Below are 14,945 nucleotides of genomic sequence, written 5' to 3'. Positions count from 1 at the left end.
ATTCTAAAACTATGGATTGGTTGATTCTATTCTTATCAGGGGTGGTTGGCGGTGTGCTTAACTCCATTGCGGGTGGCGGCAGCTTCATCACTTTCCCTGCTTTGTTATTTGCTGGCGTTCCACCAATAGCAGCCAACGCGACCAATACCTTTGCTTCGTGTGCTGGATACATTAGCGGAGCCTACGCTCTGCGCCACGAAATTCAATCTGGTACTAAGCAGCTAAAACTGACTATAGCTTTATGTGTGATTGGCGGTGGTATCGGGGCATTTTTACTGCTGCACACACCAGAAGCTCTGTTCACTCAATCTGTCCCTTGGCTGTTGCTGTATGCTGCTCTGCTTTTCACGTTTGGCGGCACGCTCAATAAATGGCTTAAACAAGCTACAGCAAAACATAAGCACGCCACTAGCGCAGGCGCATTCTTTTCCGCTTTATTACTTTTGATTGTCTGTATCTACGGTGGGTATTTTAATGCAGGTTTGGGCATTGTGACATTGAGCTATTTGGCGCTGGCTGGTTACACCAACATCAACGTGATGAATGGCATCAAACTGCTCGTGTCCGCGTGTGCTTCCCTCGCAGCGATCGTGTTTTTTATCGTAAATGGTTCGATTAATTGGCCGTCTGGCATGGCTGTATTATTGGGTACATTGGTTGGTGGTTATTATTCAGCAAAAGTCTCTCGCCGCATCCCACAACAATATGTTCGTAATACAGTGATCATCGCGAGTTTCTTAATCACCGCTTACTTTTTCTATAATAACTAGGTTTTATGCTAAGTCGGTTTGACACTAATTAAACCCGAAACTGAATCTAATTCTAACTGGAAAACACAGCGGGAAAGCTGACTCTCGCATTACCTATCTCGCTATTTTATTACTTATAAAATAACCGTGTCGATATGTGTGAGACGAGTCCTTTAATTAGTAAATTTGATAACAATTTAGACTGTTTTTTAGCCTTTATTTTTCCAAGGGTGGGATACTTCTCCTGTCGAAAGTGAGACTTCATTAGGAGGCGTTATGAACATTAAACTCGGTCATGTCATGTCATCAAGTCGACTCATTTGCTTTGTCGCTTTTCTTGCTGCCACATTCGCGTGGATCCTAAAAATGCCCGCTCTGTTTTCTGTGTCAGCGCTATTCTTACTTATCAGTGCAATCGTTTATGTCACCGATCTTTGGAAGAATCAAAGAAAGAACCGCGAAGCTTAGCCATTTACGGTTTAAATCGAACGAATTAAAAAAGGAGCTCATAGGCTCCTTTTGTGTTTTTCGCTTATCTAATTAGCCGTGCTAATCGCCGACGCCTTATTTAGCGACGGTTCTTTCTAGCGACGTCTTCTTGTTAACGACGGAAATTACGACCGTTACCGCCACGGCGCTCTTTAAATGCAGACGCAGCTTTAGCTTGAGAGGCATGGATAGACTCAACCGTTAGTTCCATCGGCTCACGAGGCTCTAGCCCATGGCGGAATGTACGTGAACGCGGAGGCATTTGGTATTCAATGTCTGACGCTTTAGGCATACGCTTGAAACGGTAAAGGTAGAAATTTTCGACCTTTTCACGAGCCCACTCAGTCTTCTTAAGGTATTTAACAGCACTTGCGATAGTTGGCTTAGTGTTAAAGCAGTTCATGCGCATTGCCGCATCCAAAATTTCCCAACCATAGTGATCCACTAACTCAGTGATCATGGTTTCAAGCTTTAAGCCGTGTAGCGGGTTATTTTGTTGCAGTTCAATTCTTTCTTCTTCAGTCATAACATTACCTTTTTCAAGGCAACTAAAGGCCTTGAATTTACTCTAGAACACCGTCATCACTGACCATTTCTAGCTCAATCACTTGGGCATTACATCCATTGCCCTTATTTATGCCTTTATGATGGCATAAAGCATGTGCGTTATCCTATTTATCTTTTCATTTAATTTTAAAATGGTTATTTAACGTCCAGATCATCATTAACAGCACTTTATTTAAGCAATAGCGCATACGCTATTAACTGGCAGACGTATTCGATGCGTTAATGAGTAAAAGAGCCTATAAACACGCTTGGTTACTGAATGAGGTGATGGCCTATATAGAAGCAAACACTGGTTCAATGTTTGACCCAGAGTGGGTTGAAGCGCCTAAACAAAACCTAGACAGCTTTATGGCCATTCGAGATCAATACAACGACGATGTACAACCACATATCATGACCGCCTAAGCGATAATTAGTTGTGTGTTTGAAGTGACCATCTAAAAATACGCAAACCAACAAAAAAGGATGCCACTGAGGCATCCTTTTGTTTTCTAGTTTGCAGCTGAAAGAACAAATTTGTTCTCTACTGATTCTAACTAACGATTATACGTCGTAAGTTGTAGAAGCAGTGTCGCCGCCTGTACCAGTCCAGTTTGTGTGGAAGAATTCACCACGTGGACGGTCAGTACGCTCGTAAGTGTGAGCACCGAAGTAGTCACGTTGAGCTTGAAGCAGGTTCGCTGGTAGACGTGCAGTTGTGTAACCGTCTAGGAAAGATAGCGCAGAAATCGTACATGGCATTGGGATACCAGACTCTAGAGATTTCGCTGCTACTTTACGCCATGCCACTAGGCTGCCTTGTAGGATGTTTTTGAAGTACTCGTCAGAACCTAGGAACGCGATGTCTGGGTTTGCTTCGTACGCATCACGTATGTTGCCTAGGAATGCAGAACGGATGATACAACCACCACGCCACATTAGCGCTACGTTACCGTAGTTTAGGTCCCAGCCGTTTTCGTTCGACGCTTCACGCATTAGCATGAAACCTTGAGCGTAAGAGATGATCTTAGAAGCCAGTAGAGCTTGACGTAGTGCATCAACCCACTCTTGCTTGTCGCCTTCAACTGGAGTGATTGTCTTCTCAAACAAAGCTTCAGCTTCAACACGTTGGTCTTTAAGAGCAGACAGGCAACGAGAGAATACAGACTCAGAGATTAGAGTCAGTGGGATACCTAGGTCTAGTGCGTTGATACCCGTCCACTTACCCGTACCTTTTTGGCCTGCAGTGTCTAGGATCTTCTCAACTAGCGCTTCACCGTCTTCATCTTTGTAGCCAAGGATGTCAGCAGTGATTTCAACTAGGTAGCTGTCTAGCTCAGTCTTGTTCCAGTCAGCGAATACTGCTTGCATCTCGTCAGCAGACATACCTAGGCCATCTTTCATGAACTGGTATGCTTCAGTGATAAGCTGCATGTCACCGTATTCGATGCCGTTGTGTACCATCTTAACGAAGTGACCAGCACCGTCGTTACCAACCCAGTCACAGCAAGGCTCACCAGCGTCAGTTTTTGCCGAGATACCTTGGAAGATTGGCTTAACCGCTTCCCAAGCTTCAGCCGCACCACCTGGCATGATTGAAGGACCGAAACGAGCACCTTCTTCACCACCAGATACACCAGTACCGATGAAGTGGATGCCTTTCTCACGACAATGCGCTACTCGACGGTTAGTGTCTGGGTAGTTAGTGTTACCACCATCAATGATGATGTCGCCTTCGTCTAGAAGTGGGATTAGATTTTCGATGAACGTGTCTACAACGTCACCAGCACGAACCATAAGCATCACTTTACGTGGCGCTTCTAGCTTCTCAACTAGCTCTTCTAGAGAGTAAGCACCAACAATGTTAGTACCTTTAGCTGGGCCTTCTAGGAACTCGTCTACTTTAGCAGCAGTACGGTTATGAGCCACAACTTTGAAGCCGTGGTCGTTCATGTTTAGGATAAGGTTCTGACCCATTACTGCTAGGCCAATTACACCGATATCACCTTTCATTATTTTATCTCCTTGCGGCTATTCGCACTTATGCGATAGCACTTGCTGCATTTGAATCTAAGAACCACTCTGTTTCGCCAGTTTTAGACTGGATTTTCGCTGCCGGGTAAGGCAGTTCTGAAGCAGGAGTTGTATGAATTTCTTTAACGATCTCAACTTTACCTGCACCCAGTACTAGGTAGCTGATTCGTTTTGCTGCTTCTAAAACTTTCGCTGTTTTAGAAACACGGATTTGACCAGACTCAGGGTGAGAAGCTAATACAGATAGGTTCTCATCTTGGTAGTTGGTTGCACCTGGGAATAGTGAAGCTGTGTGGCCGTCTGCGCCAACACCAAGCAGAATCCAATCGAATACAGGCGTGCCGTTTTCTGTTGGGATTACGTCTGCCATCTCTTTTGCGAAACGCTCTGCTTCTGCTTTTGGTTCATCTTCACCACGGATGCGGTGGATGTTTTCAGCAGGAAGGTTTACTTGAGTAAACTCTTTTAGTTTTGAAAATAAGAGCGCGTTTGCTTCACCGAAGTTGCTTTCAGCGTCGTCTGGTGCAACGCAACGTTCGTCGCCCCACCAGAAGTGAAGGTTATTCCATTGAATACCTTCCGCGTAAGGCGCCTGTGCTAAAAGCTTGAAAAGCATTTTTGGCGTGCTGCCACCAGACAGTGAAATGTGAACAGGTGTGCCCTGCTCGCTGTATGCTTTCATTTCATTTGCTAGGTTTTCAACAACCAGTTCAGGCGTTGCAAAGATCTTGTGATTGATCATAGTTCGCAGTAATCCGTGTCTGTTAAGTTTTTGCATGGGAAACGCCATGCGCGGCCATCACGTTGCAGAAGTTCATCTGCTTCCTGTGGGCCCCAAGTACCACAAGCATAGCCAAACAGTGCTTGAGGGTCTTGCTTGAAGTCTAAGATTGGTTGAACGTACTTCCAACATGCTTCTACCGCATCGGTACGTGCAAACAGAGTCGCATCACCGTTCAGTGCATCAAGAAGAAGACGCTCATAAGCCGTCAGCATCTGAGTTTCAGGCAAGTCAGAGTAAGAGAAGTTCATTTTCACTTCTTTTGCTTTGAAGCCTGCGCCTGGCTCTTTCAAACCAAAGCTCATCTGAATACCTTCATCCGGTTGAATACGGATAATCAGCTTATTCTCTGGTGCATCTTGACCAAATACTGGGTGTGGTGTGTTCTTAAAGTGAATCACGATTTCAGTCACACGTGTCGGCAAGCGTTTACCAGTACGTACGTAGAAAGGAACACCATTCCAACGCCAGTTGTTGATGTGTGCTTTAAGACCAATGTACGTCTCAGTACGAGAGTCATCCGCAACACCCGGCTCTTCACGGTAACCAAGCAACTGCTGGCCGCGAACGTCTGACGCTGTGTATTGACCTAGCACTAAATCTTTACGCAGGTCGTCTTCTTCTAGCGGTTTGAGACACTGAAGAACTTTAACCACTTCGTCACGAATAGAATCAGCGTTAATTTGTGCAGGCGGCTCCATACCTACCATCGCTAGCACTTGCAGCAGGTGGTTTTGGAGCATGTCGCGAACTGCGCCAGAACCGTCGTAGTATCCGCCACGCTCTTCAACGCCAAGGAACTCAGCACCTGTGATTTCAACGTATTCAATGAAGTTACGGTTCCACAGTGGTTCAAACATCGCGTTTGAGAAACGAAGCACTAGAAGGTTTTGAACCGTCTCTTTACCAAGGTAATGGTCGATACGGTAGATCTGGTGTTCTTGGAAGTGATGATGGATCTCTTCATCCAACGCTTGAGCTGATGCTAAGTCGTAACCAAATGGTTTTTCGATGATCAGACGACGCCAGCCGTTCGATTCATCGTTAAGGCCATGCGCAGCAAGGTTTGCTGGAATCACACCGTATAGGCTTGGCGGGGTTGCCAAGTAGAACAATGTGTTATGGTTTTCGAATTGGTAGTCTTGCTCAAGCTTGTCTAGACGTTGTGCTAAACGAGCATAGTCGTCTACATCTGAAGTATTGATCGCTTGGTAATGCAGATGTTCAATAAATGCATTCAGCGTCTCTGGTTCAGTTTTTTCCATTTCCTGAAGAGACTTCTTCAGCTTCTCACGGTAAGACTCATCGCTGTACTCAGTACGGCTCACTCCAAGAATCGCAAAGGATTCTGGTAGTTGATTGCTAGCATACAGGTGGTATAGAGCAGGAATTAACTTGCGGTAAGTTAGATCTCCCGACGCACCAAAAATAACGATGCTGCTGTTTTCAGGTATTACCATCATCTTTCCTATAAAAACAAGGTTTTTAGTATTCGCCAAAGGTATCAGCGACATACGAAAATAGATAATAGGTCTTAACTATTACATCAATAGTAAGCGCCTATTAAATTTGAGAATGCGTTTGGTAAACGAGGGTGAAAGCTATCACCTCTATTCGGGACAGTATTGTCTATGACTATTTGATTTACATCAACCACTGTGAAAGCAATCGATTAAATATTGACTCATTTCGAACAAATTCTAATCGATAGTTCCGTTCATTTGACCCGAGGGAGAAGCAAATCGGCATTCTCAAACAGTGTAGTCAAGAAAGAACGGTATCTGGTCGGTGGAGTGAGCAATAGGAAAGGGAGAAAAAGGTAAAACCAGCTTATTCAACTGGCTTTATATTTATTTTGATGGTGTCGTGTTTATCTTTGCGCTTTGTTGTAGCAGCGCTCCGGGCGACCTACGGTACCGTAATTTAAGTCTGCGACTAACTCACCAGTGGTAATCAAAAATTCTAAATAGCGTCTGGCGGTGGTTCGGCTAGCACCAATTCGTTCTCCGGCTTCATCGGCGGTAATATTAACGGCATCAGCTTGCTGAAAAATGGCTCTGATCTTATCCAACGTTACGCCATCAATGCCTTTGGGTAAGGTGGATACTTTTCCAGAGTCCGCTTTGGCATTGGCTTGCAGCATCTTATCAACCAAACCTTGATTCAAATCCGACACACTTTCAAACTCTTGCTGTTGAGATTGATACTTTTTCAGTGCCGCTTCCAAACGAGGGAACATTACTGGTTTCAATAGATAATCGACCACCCCACCACGCATTGCTTGCTGCAGCGTATCGACATCCCGAGCAGCAGTAATCAAGATAACGTCGCAGCCTTGATTGCTCCCTCTTACGTGATTAAGAATATCGAGCCCACACCCGTCCGGCAGATACACATCCAATAACACCAAATTCGGTTTTAAGATGTCCAGTTGCATCAGCGCTTCAGACTGTGTAGTGGCAATGCCGACCACGTCAAAGCCACCCATCTGTTCTAAATAACGATGGTGTAGCTCTGCAATCGCAATATCATCTTCAATGACCATGACTCTCGTGATTGCGTTCATTTATGTTCTTCCTTTAACCATATTTTTTCCGTCACGATGATCTTCACAAGATCGCTTCGTGCTTAATTATTATTGTTCTTCTTTTGGCAAATAAACCGTCATTCGCGTGCCAAAATCTTGGTTGTCGACCATTTCAAGCTGCCCTTGATATCGGTCTGCCAGCTGCTTTATCAGATACAAACCCACACCACGATTTTGCTTCGCTTTGCTCGATACACCTTTTTCGGTGAGTGCTTTGGTCGCCAACTCTTTCGGCAAACCGCACCCTTTGTCTTCTACTTCTACGATAATTTCATTACCAAAATCACTGATTGAAACTTCAATAACCCGACGCGCTGGCGCAATTTGACCCTCTTGCTTAATCGCCGTCATGGTGGCGTCAAAGGCGTTATCAATCAGGTTGCCAAGAATTGTGACAACGTCATCCGCGTTTAACCAGCTAGGCAGAGCTTCAAGCCTTGATCCCTCTTCCACTTTAAGCTCTAACCCAATCTCTCGAGCTCGCTCTGTTTTGCCTAAAAGCATGCCTGCAATAAGAGGGTCTTTCACCGTCTCTCTTAAGAACTCAATTAAGCTCTGGTAATGAGCGGTTTCTTGACCAATCAATTGTTGAACAGAATCCAACTCGCCCATCTGAATCAAGCCACTAATAGTGTTAAGCTTGTTTTGATGCTCGTGGGTTTGTGAACGCAGTAGATCAGCATATTCTTTGGTTTGTGAGAGCTGGTCTGTTAAATCGTTGATTTCATTTCGTAATCGGAAACTCGATACCGCCCCGACCACCTCACCTGCCACTATAATCGGGCTACGGTTAGCAATGATTCGCTTATTGTTCAAATACAACTCTACATCGTGGTCGGTGTCGCCGGTTGATAGCAGTTGTTCTAAATCACTGCCTGGCAATACGTCAGAAAGGCGCTGTTGATTGAGTGCTTTATCCCTGTCTATCGATAAAATATCGCAGGCACTTTTATTAATAGAACGCAAAATGCCGTGCTTGTCGATGCTCAGAATGCCCTCTTTCACGGTACTCATGGTTACATCTAGCTCAACATAAAGTCGCCCTATCTCTTCAGGCTCAAAGCCTAAAATAGCGCGTTGAAAACGGCGAGATACATAACTCGAAATCAAAGCGTTGACCGCAACCACCAGCAACGCCATCACAATCAAAAAGGCTAAGTAAGGTTCGATTCGATCTTGCAACGAATCCAATAAGTAACCAACTGACACCACACCAATAACGGTACCTTGGGTGTCTTTTACCGCGGATTTACCACGAACTGAAAAACCCAGCGATCCTTTGGCTGTCGACACATAAGACTCGCCCAATACCAATGCTTTTTGGTTATCGCCACCACGCATGGGTTTACCGAGCCTGTCATCATAAGGGTGAATCAGGCGGATACCTTTATCATCTCCAACAACGATAAACGCCGCGCCAATGAGCTGAGTAAGGTTACGAAATTTAACTTGGGTTTCTTCAGACAAAACGTAGGGAACGCCATTAGGGTCCAACGTTCCATTTTCTTGAATAATGCTGGTGACAAGCGGCGATTCAGATAGAAATTCAGCAACACCTAACGCTTTCAAACCCATCTCTTGTTCTTGAGATTGTTTGATGTAGTAAAAACCAGCAGCTGCAAGAATCAAAAGTTCAACGAGGCCAGTGACCGTCATGATAATCAGTAACCTTTTACGGAAACTGATACTGCTCCATTTCATATTCCACCGTCCCTAGTGTTAGACGATCAATGTTAACACCAAGTTAATCGCATGACCTTTCTAGGGGCGTGAATTTGTGACTGCTACTCAACTAAATAATTGAGCAGATTGTTAATTGATAATCCTTTACGTTGTTCATCTCGATTAATCGTTCATTTTTAGGACTGATTAGCTTAAAAACCAAAATAAACGAATAAATATTGAGCTAGATCACTAAGCTTTTAGGTGTTTTTTAGGTTGTTTAAAATAAATACAATTATAATGGTTGCATATGAAGAAGTTTATTGTTGCTAAGCCATAGGTCATGATTTTCAGACCGCGCTTTGAATCGAAACTTCGATTAACAAAATAGCAACAACCCTTCGCTCGCTGGACGTATCTATAACTAAAAGTTGCACGCTCGCCGTTACGAATGATGAACAAACGGATTAAGTATTCTCCCCTATTCATCCATCGCTATTTCAAACTCGGCTAGCCAGACAACGAAGAGGTGACTGATAAAAGCATCACCCAATAATAAAACATTGATGAGCAGGAAGTATCGATCAGTCAGTGGCAACGTCCAATAGAAACAGGATAACAAACATAACGTATAAACATTGTTGAAAAGGAAACAAGGCAATGAAACGCGATAACTTTGGAATTTGTCTTACTAAGACTATGCTGTTCAAACACTTACAATCGACTTTTACTCACGTAAGAGCCTATGAGAAAGATGGCACCTCCCCTCTCGATCTCAAGGTATTGTTAGCATTCCCGCAAATGTCAGGTAGAGATTTATTACAAACAATGCAAGGTTCAAGACAATTGGTATGGCGCGCCGATCACCATTGTCCTAGCTTTAAATAAGCCACTTCATTTTGTAAAAACACTTCTATACTGAACTTAAAGAGCATGCTTATGCGTGCTTTTTAAGTTTCATTTATCTTTGATATTCACGTCACTCAATCTTATTTACACTTGATTAACGAGTTATGAAAATTTCTATTCATGAGACAATCTATTCAAGACAAATGACTATCGCCCTGTTAACATTAGAGTTAATACTCTAATTGGTATTTAATGCAGATGACCAAACCAAAATTCCGATACCTTGCGATCGCCAGTATGCTTCTCGGCACTATGGCTTCGCCAGGCTATGCAGCTCCGCTCACTTTTTCTGAAGCGTGGCAAATATTGCAAGAAAACAACAACTCTCTTGCGGCTCAACAAGCCAACGTTGAACGTTATCAACACCTTCAGAACTCAACAAGTAGCCTCAATCTTCCTTCTATTACCTTAGGGGCTAACTACACGCACCTTGATAGTGATGTGACGATTAATGGTGAACAGTTTTCAGATAGCTTGAGTGGAGTAAACCCTGCTATATCCGCGATTTTGCGCCCTCTAGTTGGTGGCGTTACCTCAACGATTACCGAACAAGACATCTTTAGCTCTTCCATTCGTGCTGTGTGGCCTATCTTCACTGGTGGTCGAATAACCGCTGCGCAAAATGCGGCTGAAGGTAAAAGCGAAGAAGCGCAAAGCCAACTGTTGATGGAGAAACAAGCTCGCTACGAAGACTTAAGTAAGTATTACTTCTCGGTGATCTTAGCGGAAGACGTGGTGAGAACGCGTCAAGCCGTTGAAGCAGGCTTAACTCAGCATCGTGATTTCGCCATCAAGCTTGAACAGCAAGGACAAATCGCCCGAGTAGAACGCCTACAAGCCGATGCTTCTTTAGATAAAGCGATTGTAGAGCGCACGAAAGCTCAGAACGATCTTAAAATTGCGCAATTGGCGTTGACCCAAATCCTTGGTCAAAATGAAAGTGTAGAACCCTCTGAACAACTGTTTATCAATAAGAACCTGCCTCATATGGACGTGTTCATTGACCAGACACTCATGACCTACCCCGGCCTTAAGATTCTTGATGCAAAAGAGAAACAAGCAAGCAGCTTAATTAAAGCCGAGAAAGGTAAATACTACCCAGAGGTTTACCTTTATGGTGATTACAGCCTGTATGAAGATGACTCTCTAGCCAGTGAAATGAAACCCGATTGGTTGGTTGGCATTGGTGTGAATGTGCCACTGCTTGATACCTCTGGCCGTTCCGACAAAGTCGCTGCGGCTCACAGTGCCGTATCACAGGTTCAATTCCTTAAGTCACAAGCTAAGCAAGACTTAACCGTGTTGGTACAAAAGACTTACCTTGAAGCAAACCAAGCCATTGAAGAGGTTCAAGGTCTAAACTCGAGCTTGTCTTTAGCTCAGGAAAACCTATTACTTCGTAAAAAAGCCTTCACACAAGGGTTATCTAACTCATTAGAAGTGGTTGATGCCGAGCTTTATCTTGCGAGCATTAAAACCCAGCAATCTGCTGCTCGCTTCAAATACCTAATCTCTCTCAACAAGCTGTTAGCGCTAACCAGCGAAATGAATGCTTACTCCAGTTACTTAACCTCCTCTGTTCCGTCTGATTTCGACTCAAAAACAGACACCGTTAGCCAGTCAAAAGGATAATTCATGAAACCTATTAAGCCCCTTCTTCTATCTTTAGTTGGTATCGGCGTTATTGGCTGGGTCGGATACAGTTTCTATCAAGCTTATCAACCTCAGCCGGTTAAGCTTCAAGGTCAAATCGATGTGCAGCAATACAGCATCTCATCGAAAGTACCTGGCAGAATTGATCAAATATTCGTGCGCAAAGGCGATTCGGTTGAAAAAGGCGAATTGATCTTCTCTCTACTAAGCCCTGAGATTGATGCGAAGCTAGAGCAAGCAAAAGCTGGCCAGAAAGCCGCTGGTGCATTAGCACAAGAAGCAGAGAATGGCGCGCGTACTCAACAGATCCAAGCGGCTAAAGACCAATGGTTGAAAGCCAAAGCAGCTGCCGATCTGATGGACAAAACCTACCAACGTGTAAACAACCTTTACAACGATGGTGTGGTTGCCGAGCAGAAGCGTGATGAAGCCAAAACACAGTGGCAAGCGGCGAAGTACACCGAAAGCGCTGCATTCCAAATGTATCAATTAGCGCAAGAAGGTGCGCGTGACGAAACCAAAGTGGCCGCCGCTCAAAAAGCGTTAATGGCAGCGGGTGCGGTAGCGGAAGTTGAAGCTTACGCAAAAGACACACAGATCCACAGCTGGTTTAATGGCGAAGTCTCTCAGGTTCTATTGAGCAGTGGAGAACTTGCACCACAAGGCTTCCCTGTTGTGACTGTTATCGACACCAAGGATGCTTGGGCTGTGCTCAATGTTCGTGAAGACATGCTTAAGCATTTCGAGAAAGGCAGCCAGTTTGAGGCATACCTACCGGCTCTGGATAAATCATTAACTTTCCAAGTAACTCACATCGCCGTAATGGGTGATTTCGCAACTTGGCGCTCAACAGACGCAGCACAAGGCTTCGATTTACGTACTTTTGAAGTAGAAGCACACCCTGTCGATACGAGCGAAACACTGCGTATGGGCATGAGCCTAGTGGTTGAGCTTTAGGTGACTTATGTCTGCTAACTCTCAATATACTGGATCGCAATCTAGAGGCTCGCAATCAACTGAGCATCATAGAGCGAAGAATACCTTGCTTCGGCAGTGGGCGATTGTCCGCAAAGACAAATGGTTGTTGTCTTGCCTAACTTGGATTCCTTTGCTGCTTGCTGCCAGTATCTGGCTGATTTTTTCACAAGGGATCGCTCGTGACTTACCGGTCGCAGTTGTCGACCTTGAGCACAGTCAAATCTCGCAACAGTTCACACGCCTTGTTGATGCGTCACCAACGCTGCAAGTCACTCAGAAATACAGCTCTGCGAGTGATGCGGCGAAAGCGATGATCGAACGTGATATCTATGGTTATGTTGTGATACCAAGGCACTTCGACCGAGACCTTCTGCTCGGCTTGAATCCGCAAGTGTCTGTATTCTATAACAGCCAATTTATCTTAATCGGTAAGCTGGTGAACTCTGCCTTGCTGCAGGCTCAAGGGACTTTTAACGCGCAACTTGAAGTCGTGAAACAGCTGTCACACGGTGATACCACGGTGCAATCCGCATTAGGCCAAGCAGTAACGGTACAAAGCCAGATCACGCCGCTGTTCAACAAGAACAGCAGTTATGCTCAGTTCTTGGTGTCTGCGGTTATTCCTGCACTGTGGCAGATCATGATTGTGGTGGGCACGATATTGGTTTTGACGGCGAACGTTAGAGCTCGTGGGCTTCACGCTTGGTTATCCAACGCCCCTATGAAGTCACTCGCATCAACATTAACGCCCTACCTTGTCTTGTTTTTGATGTTTGGTATCGCGTTTAGTTTTTGGTTTTATGTGCTCTTAGGCTGGCCATTTAACGGCAGCTTTATAGCATTGACCGTTGCCCAACTGCTTACCGTTATCAGCTGTATCATCATGGGTTGTTTGTTTTTCTTCTTAACACTTGATCCTGCAAGGGCGATGAGTTTCGCTGGCGCATTTACGGCACCAAGTTTTGCGTTCATGGGCATCACCTTTCCAGTGACAGACATGAACACGGCAGCTCAAATTTGGAGAAGCTTATTGCCCGTGAGTCATTACATCGAAGTACAAACAGCACAGTCTAGTTATGGCGTGAGCGCAGCACAGTCGCTGATCAGCCTCTCTTCTATGTTGTGGTACGCGGTTCCTGCTTTGGTGGTAATGTTGTTAATTAAGAAACACTTGGCGCAATCAGATCTAACTGCACAAGCAGATCCATCTACACAAGCAGGTCTATCAGCAAAAGCAGTTTTATCTGCAAAAACAACGCCGTCAACACAGCCAGAAGCATCAGCACAACAAGGAGTAAAACGATGAGCTTTACTCAACTGCTCAAGCAAGAACTCTTAGCGGTATTGCGCAACCCTGTCGTGCTTCTTACGGTATTTGGTGGTGTGGTCTTCTATTCCTTCTTGTATCCATTGCCTTACGCGAACCAAGTTCCTCAACAACTGAAAGCTTCGGTTGTGAACTTGGATAAGAGTCAAAGCAGCTATCAATTAGAGCGTATGGTGGATGCCACCTCTCAGATCGAATTGGTCCGTCGAGACTCCACCATCGCCGATGCGAAACAAGCCGTGCTTAACCAAGAGATTGGTGGGTTCCTCGTCATTCCAGAAGATTTCTATAAAGACTTGTTGCTCGGTAAGAGCCCGACACTTTCTTACGCTGGTGATGCTTCTTACTTTTTGGTCTACGGAACCATTGTTGAAGGGCTTGCCAAGGCCGGTGGTACGTTAGCTGCGCAAGTTAAGGTCAGCCATTTGTTAGTCGAAGGTGTGCCTTTAGAATCGGCAGCCAAAGGCTACAGTGCATTCAGCTTGAACCTGAAACCAACGTTTAATAGTCGCATGGGATACATCGATTACGTAGTCCCAGCCGTCTTTGTGTTGATCCTGCAACAAACCTTAGCCATGGCTTCAGGTTTAGTTGGTGCAACCCAAAATGCTCAATCGACATTTGGCTACTGGAGTAAGACCTCTCCAGCGAAATTGATGCTTGCCCGCTGTTGTACCTTAGTCGGCATTTATTACCTGTTGTCGATGTACTATTTCGGCGCTAGCTTTTCGATGTATGGGATAAACCAGCTCGCCTCAACAACACAGATCTTAACCTTACTTCTGCCCTTCTTACTGGCCAGTTGTTTGATCGGGATTTTTATTGGTGAGTTAGTGCCACGAAGAGAGCTAGTCACGGTTGTAGTGTTAATCAGTTCAATGCCACTGATCTTCTCTTCAGGTTTTATCTGGCCAGTTGAAATGATGCCCGAATGGTTAGTTCTATTATCACAGCTGTTCCCAAGCACACCGGCTATCCAAGGTTTCTTAGCACTTGATCAGATGGGTGCATCTTGGCAAGAGGTGGCATCTCAATGGACATTACTCTGGGGACAAGTTTTGTTGTGGGGTTCATTATTGGCACTTAAGCTCTACCACAAATCCAGTAAAGGCACAGTTGGCAATAGCAATAGTCATCGGGCCGTTTAGTTTTATGTTCTAGCGGAAAGTACTCATGCTTTCCGCTAGAACATAAAAGCTCTGATAAAGGGCTAATGCCGTTCACTTAAGA

General features: G+C 44.8%; 13 protein-coding genes and 1 pseudogene. 8 read left to right on the top strand and 6 right to left on the bottom strand.

Annotation, left to right across the window (positions count from 1 at the left end; all coding sequences use genetic code 11):
- The first annotated feature begins 11 nt into the window (after window positions 1-11).
- Both AB4375_RS09730 and AB4375_RS09725 read left to right on the top strand, forming a co-directional pair.
- Window positions 12-770, top strand: a complete 759-nt coding sequence (locus AB4375_RS09730) for a sulfite exporter TauE/SafE family protein (protein WP_017062287.1) — start codon at window positions 12-14, stop codon at window positions 768-770.
- A gap of 255 nt (window positions 771-1,025) precedes the next feature.
- Window positions 1,026-1,217, top strand: a complete 192-nt coding sequence (locus AB4375_RS09725) for a hypothetical protein (protein ID WP_017066914.1) — start codon at window positions 1,026-1,028, stop codon at window positions 1,215-1,217.
- Between the two features lie 133 nt (window positions 1,218-1,350).
- Here AB4375_RS09725 and AB4375_RS09720 read toward each other — a convergent pair whose 3' ends face one another.
- Window positions 1,351-1,764, bottom strand: a complete 414-nt coding sequence (locus tag AB4375_RS09720) for a VF530 family DNA-binding protein (RefSeq protein ID WP_372051456.1) — start codon at window positions 1,762-1,764, stop codon at window positions 1,351-1,353.
- Window positions 1,765-2,003: 239 nt separating this feature from the next.
- Here AB4375_RS09720 and AB4375_RS09715 point away from each other — a divergent pair.
- Window positions 2,004-2,210 (top strand): annotated as a pseudogene (locus AB4375_RS09715) (metal-dependent phosphohydrolase); the annotation flags it as partial.
- A 138-nt stretch (window positions 2,211-2,348) separates the two neighbouring features.
- On the opposite strand, the gene gnd reads toward AB4375_RS09715, so the two are convergent.
- The 5 genes from gnd to AB4375_RS09690 all read right to left on the bottom strand — a co-directional run bounded on the left by gnd (window position 2,349) and on the right by AB4375_RS09690 (window position 8,887).
- Window positions 2,349-3,797 carry a decarboxylating NADP(+)-dependent phosphogluconate dehydrogenase gene (gene gnd, locus AB4375_RS09710; protein ID WP_017059712.1) on the bottom strand — a complete coding sequence of 483 codons (1,449 nt, stop codon included), beginning with the start codon at window positions 3,795-3,797 and terminating at the stop codon, window positions 2,349-2,351.
- Window positions 3,798-3,825: 28 nt separating this feature from the next.
- Window positions 3,826-4,560: a 6-phosphogluconolactonase gene (gene pgl / locus AB4375_RS09705; RefSeq protein WP_248641252.1), complete on the bottom strand. Its 735-nt coding sequence runs from the start codon at window positions 4,558-4,560 to the stop codon at window positions 3,826-3,828.
- Window positions 4,557-6,059 carry a glucose-6-phosphate dehydrogenase gene (gene zwf, locus AB4375_RS09700; RefSeq protein WP_372051462.1) on the bottom strand — a complete coding sequence of 501 codons (1,503 nt, stop codon included), beginning with the start codon at window positions 6,057-6,059 and terminating at the stop codon, window positions 4,557-4,559. Before zwf ends, pgl begins: the two co-directional genes overlap by 4 nt.
- A gap of 410 nt (window positions 6,060-6,469) precedes the next feature.
- Window positions 6,470-7,165 carry a response regulator gene (locus AB4375_RS09695; protein ID WP_017069356.1) on the bottom strand — a complete coding sequence of 232 codons (696 nt, stop codon included), beginning with the start codon at window positions 7,163-7,165 and terminating at the stop codon, window positions 6,470-6,472.
- 69 nt (window positions 7,166-7,234) lie between these two features.
- Complete coding sequence (locus tag AB4375_RS09690) at window positions 7,235-8,887, bottom strand: sensor histidine kinase (protein WP_065583603.1); 1,653 nt, start codon at window positions 8,885-8,887, stop codon at window positions 7,235-7,237.
- Between the two features lie 621 nt (window positions 8,888-9,508).
- Here AB4375_RS09690 and AB4375_RS09685 point away from each other — a divergent pair.
- From AB4375_RS09685 to AB4375_RS09665, 5 genes are all read left to right on the top strand, one after another.
- The gene (locus AB4375_RS09685) at window positions 9,509-9,736 is read left to right on the top strand and encodes a hypothetical protein (RefSeq protein WP_009846577.1); all 228 of its coding nucleotides are present in this window, start codon (window positions 9,509-9,511) and stop codon (window positions 9,734-9,736) included.
- Window positions 9,737-9,949: 213 nt separating this feature from the next.
- Window positions 9,950-11,389 carry a TolC family protein gene (locus AB4375_RS09680; protein WP_017063805.1) on the top strand — a complete coding sequence of 480 codons (1,440 nt, stop codon included), beginning with the start codon at window positions 9,950-9,952 and terminating at the stop codon, window positions 11,387-11,389.
- Between the two features lie 3 nt (window positions 11,390-11,392).
- Window positions 11,393-12,367: an HlyD family secretion protein gene (locus tag AB4375_RS09675; RefSeq protein WP_372051455.1), complete on the top strand. Its 975-nt coding sequence runs from the start codon at window positions 11,393-11,395 to the stop codon at window positions 12,365-12,367.
- 7 nt (window positions 12,368-12,374) lie between these two features.
- Window positions 12,375-13,694, top strand: coding sequence for an ABC transporter permease (locus AB4375_RS09670; RefSeq protein ID WP_372051454.1), 1,320 nt, complete (start codon window positions 12,375-12,377; stop codon window positions 13,692-13,694).
- Window positions 13,691-14,863 (top strand): ABC transporter permease, encoded by a 1,173-nt coding sequence (locus AB4375_RS09665; protein WP_372051453.1) that lies wholly within the window; start codon window positions 13,691-13,693, stop codon window positions 14,861-14,863. Before AB4375_RS09670 ends, AB4375_RS09665 begins: the two co-directional genes overlap by 4 nt.
- The last annotated feature ends 82 nt before the right edge of the window (window positions 14,864-14,945 follow it).

Origin of the sequence: Vibrio sp. 10N.261.51.C6, from assembly GCF_041471785.1 — a bacterium.
Taxonomy (GTDB): Bacteria; Pseudomonadota; Gammaproteobacteria; order Enterobacterales; family Vibrionaceae; genus Vibrio; species Vibrio crassostreae_C.
Note: the sequence above shows the minus strand (reverse complement) of the source record. Positions and strands in the feature narration are given on the sequence as shown.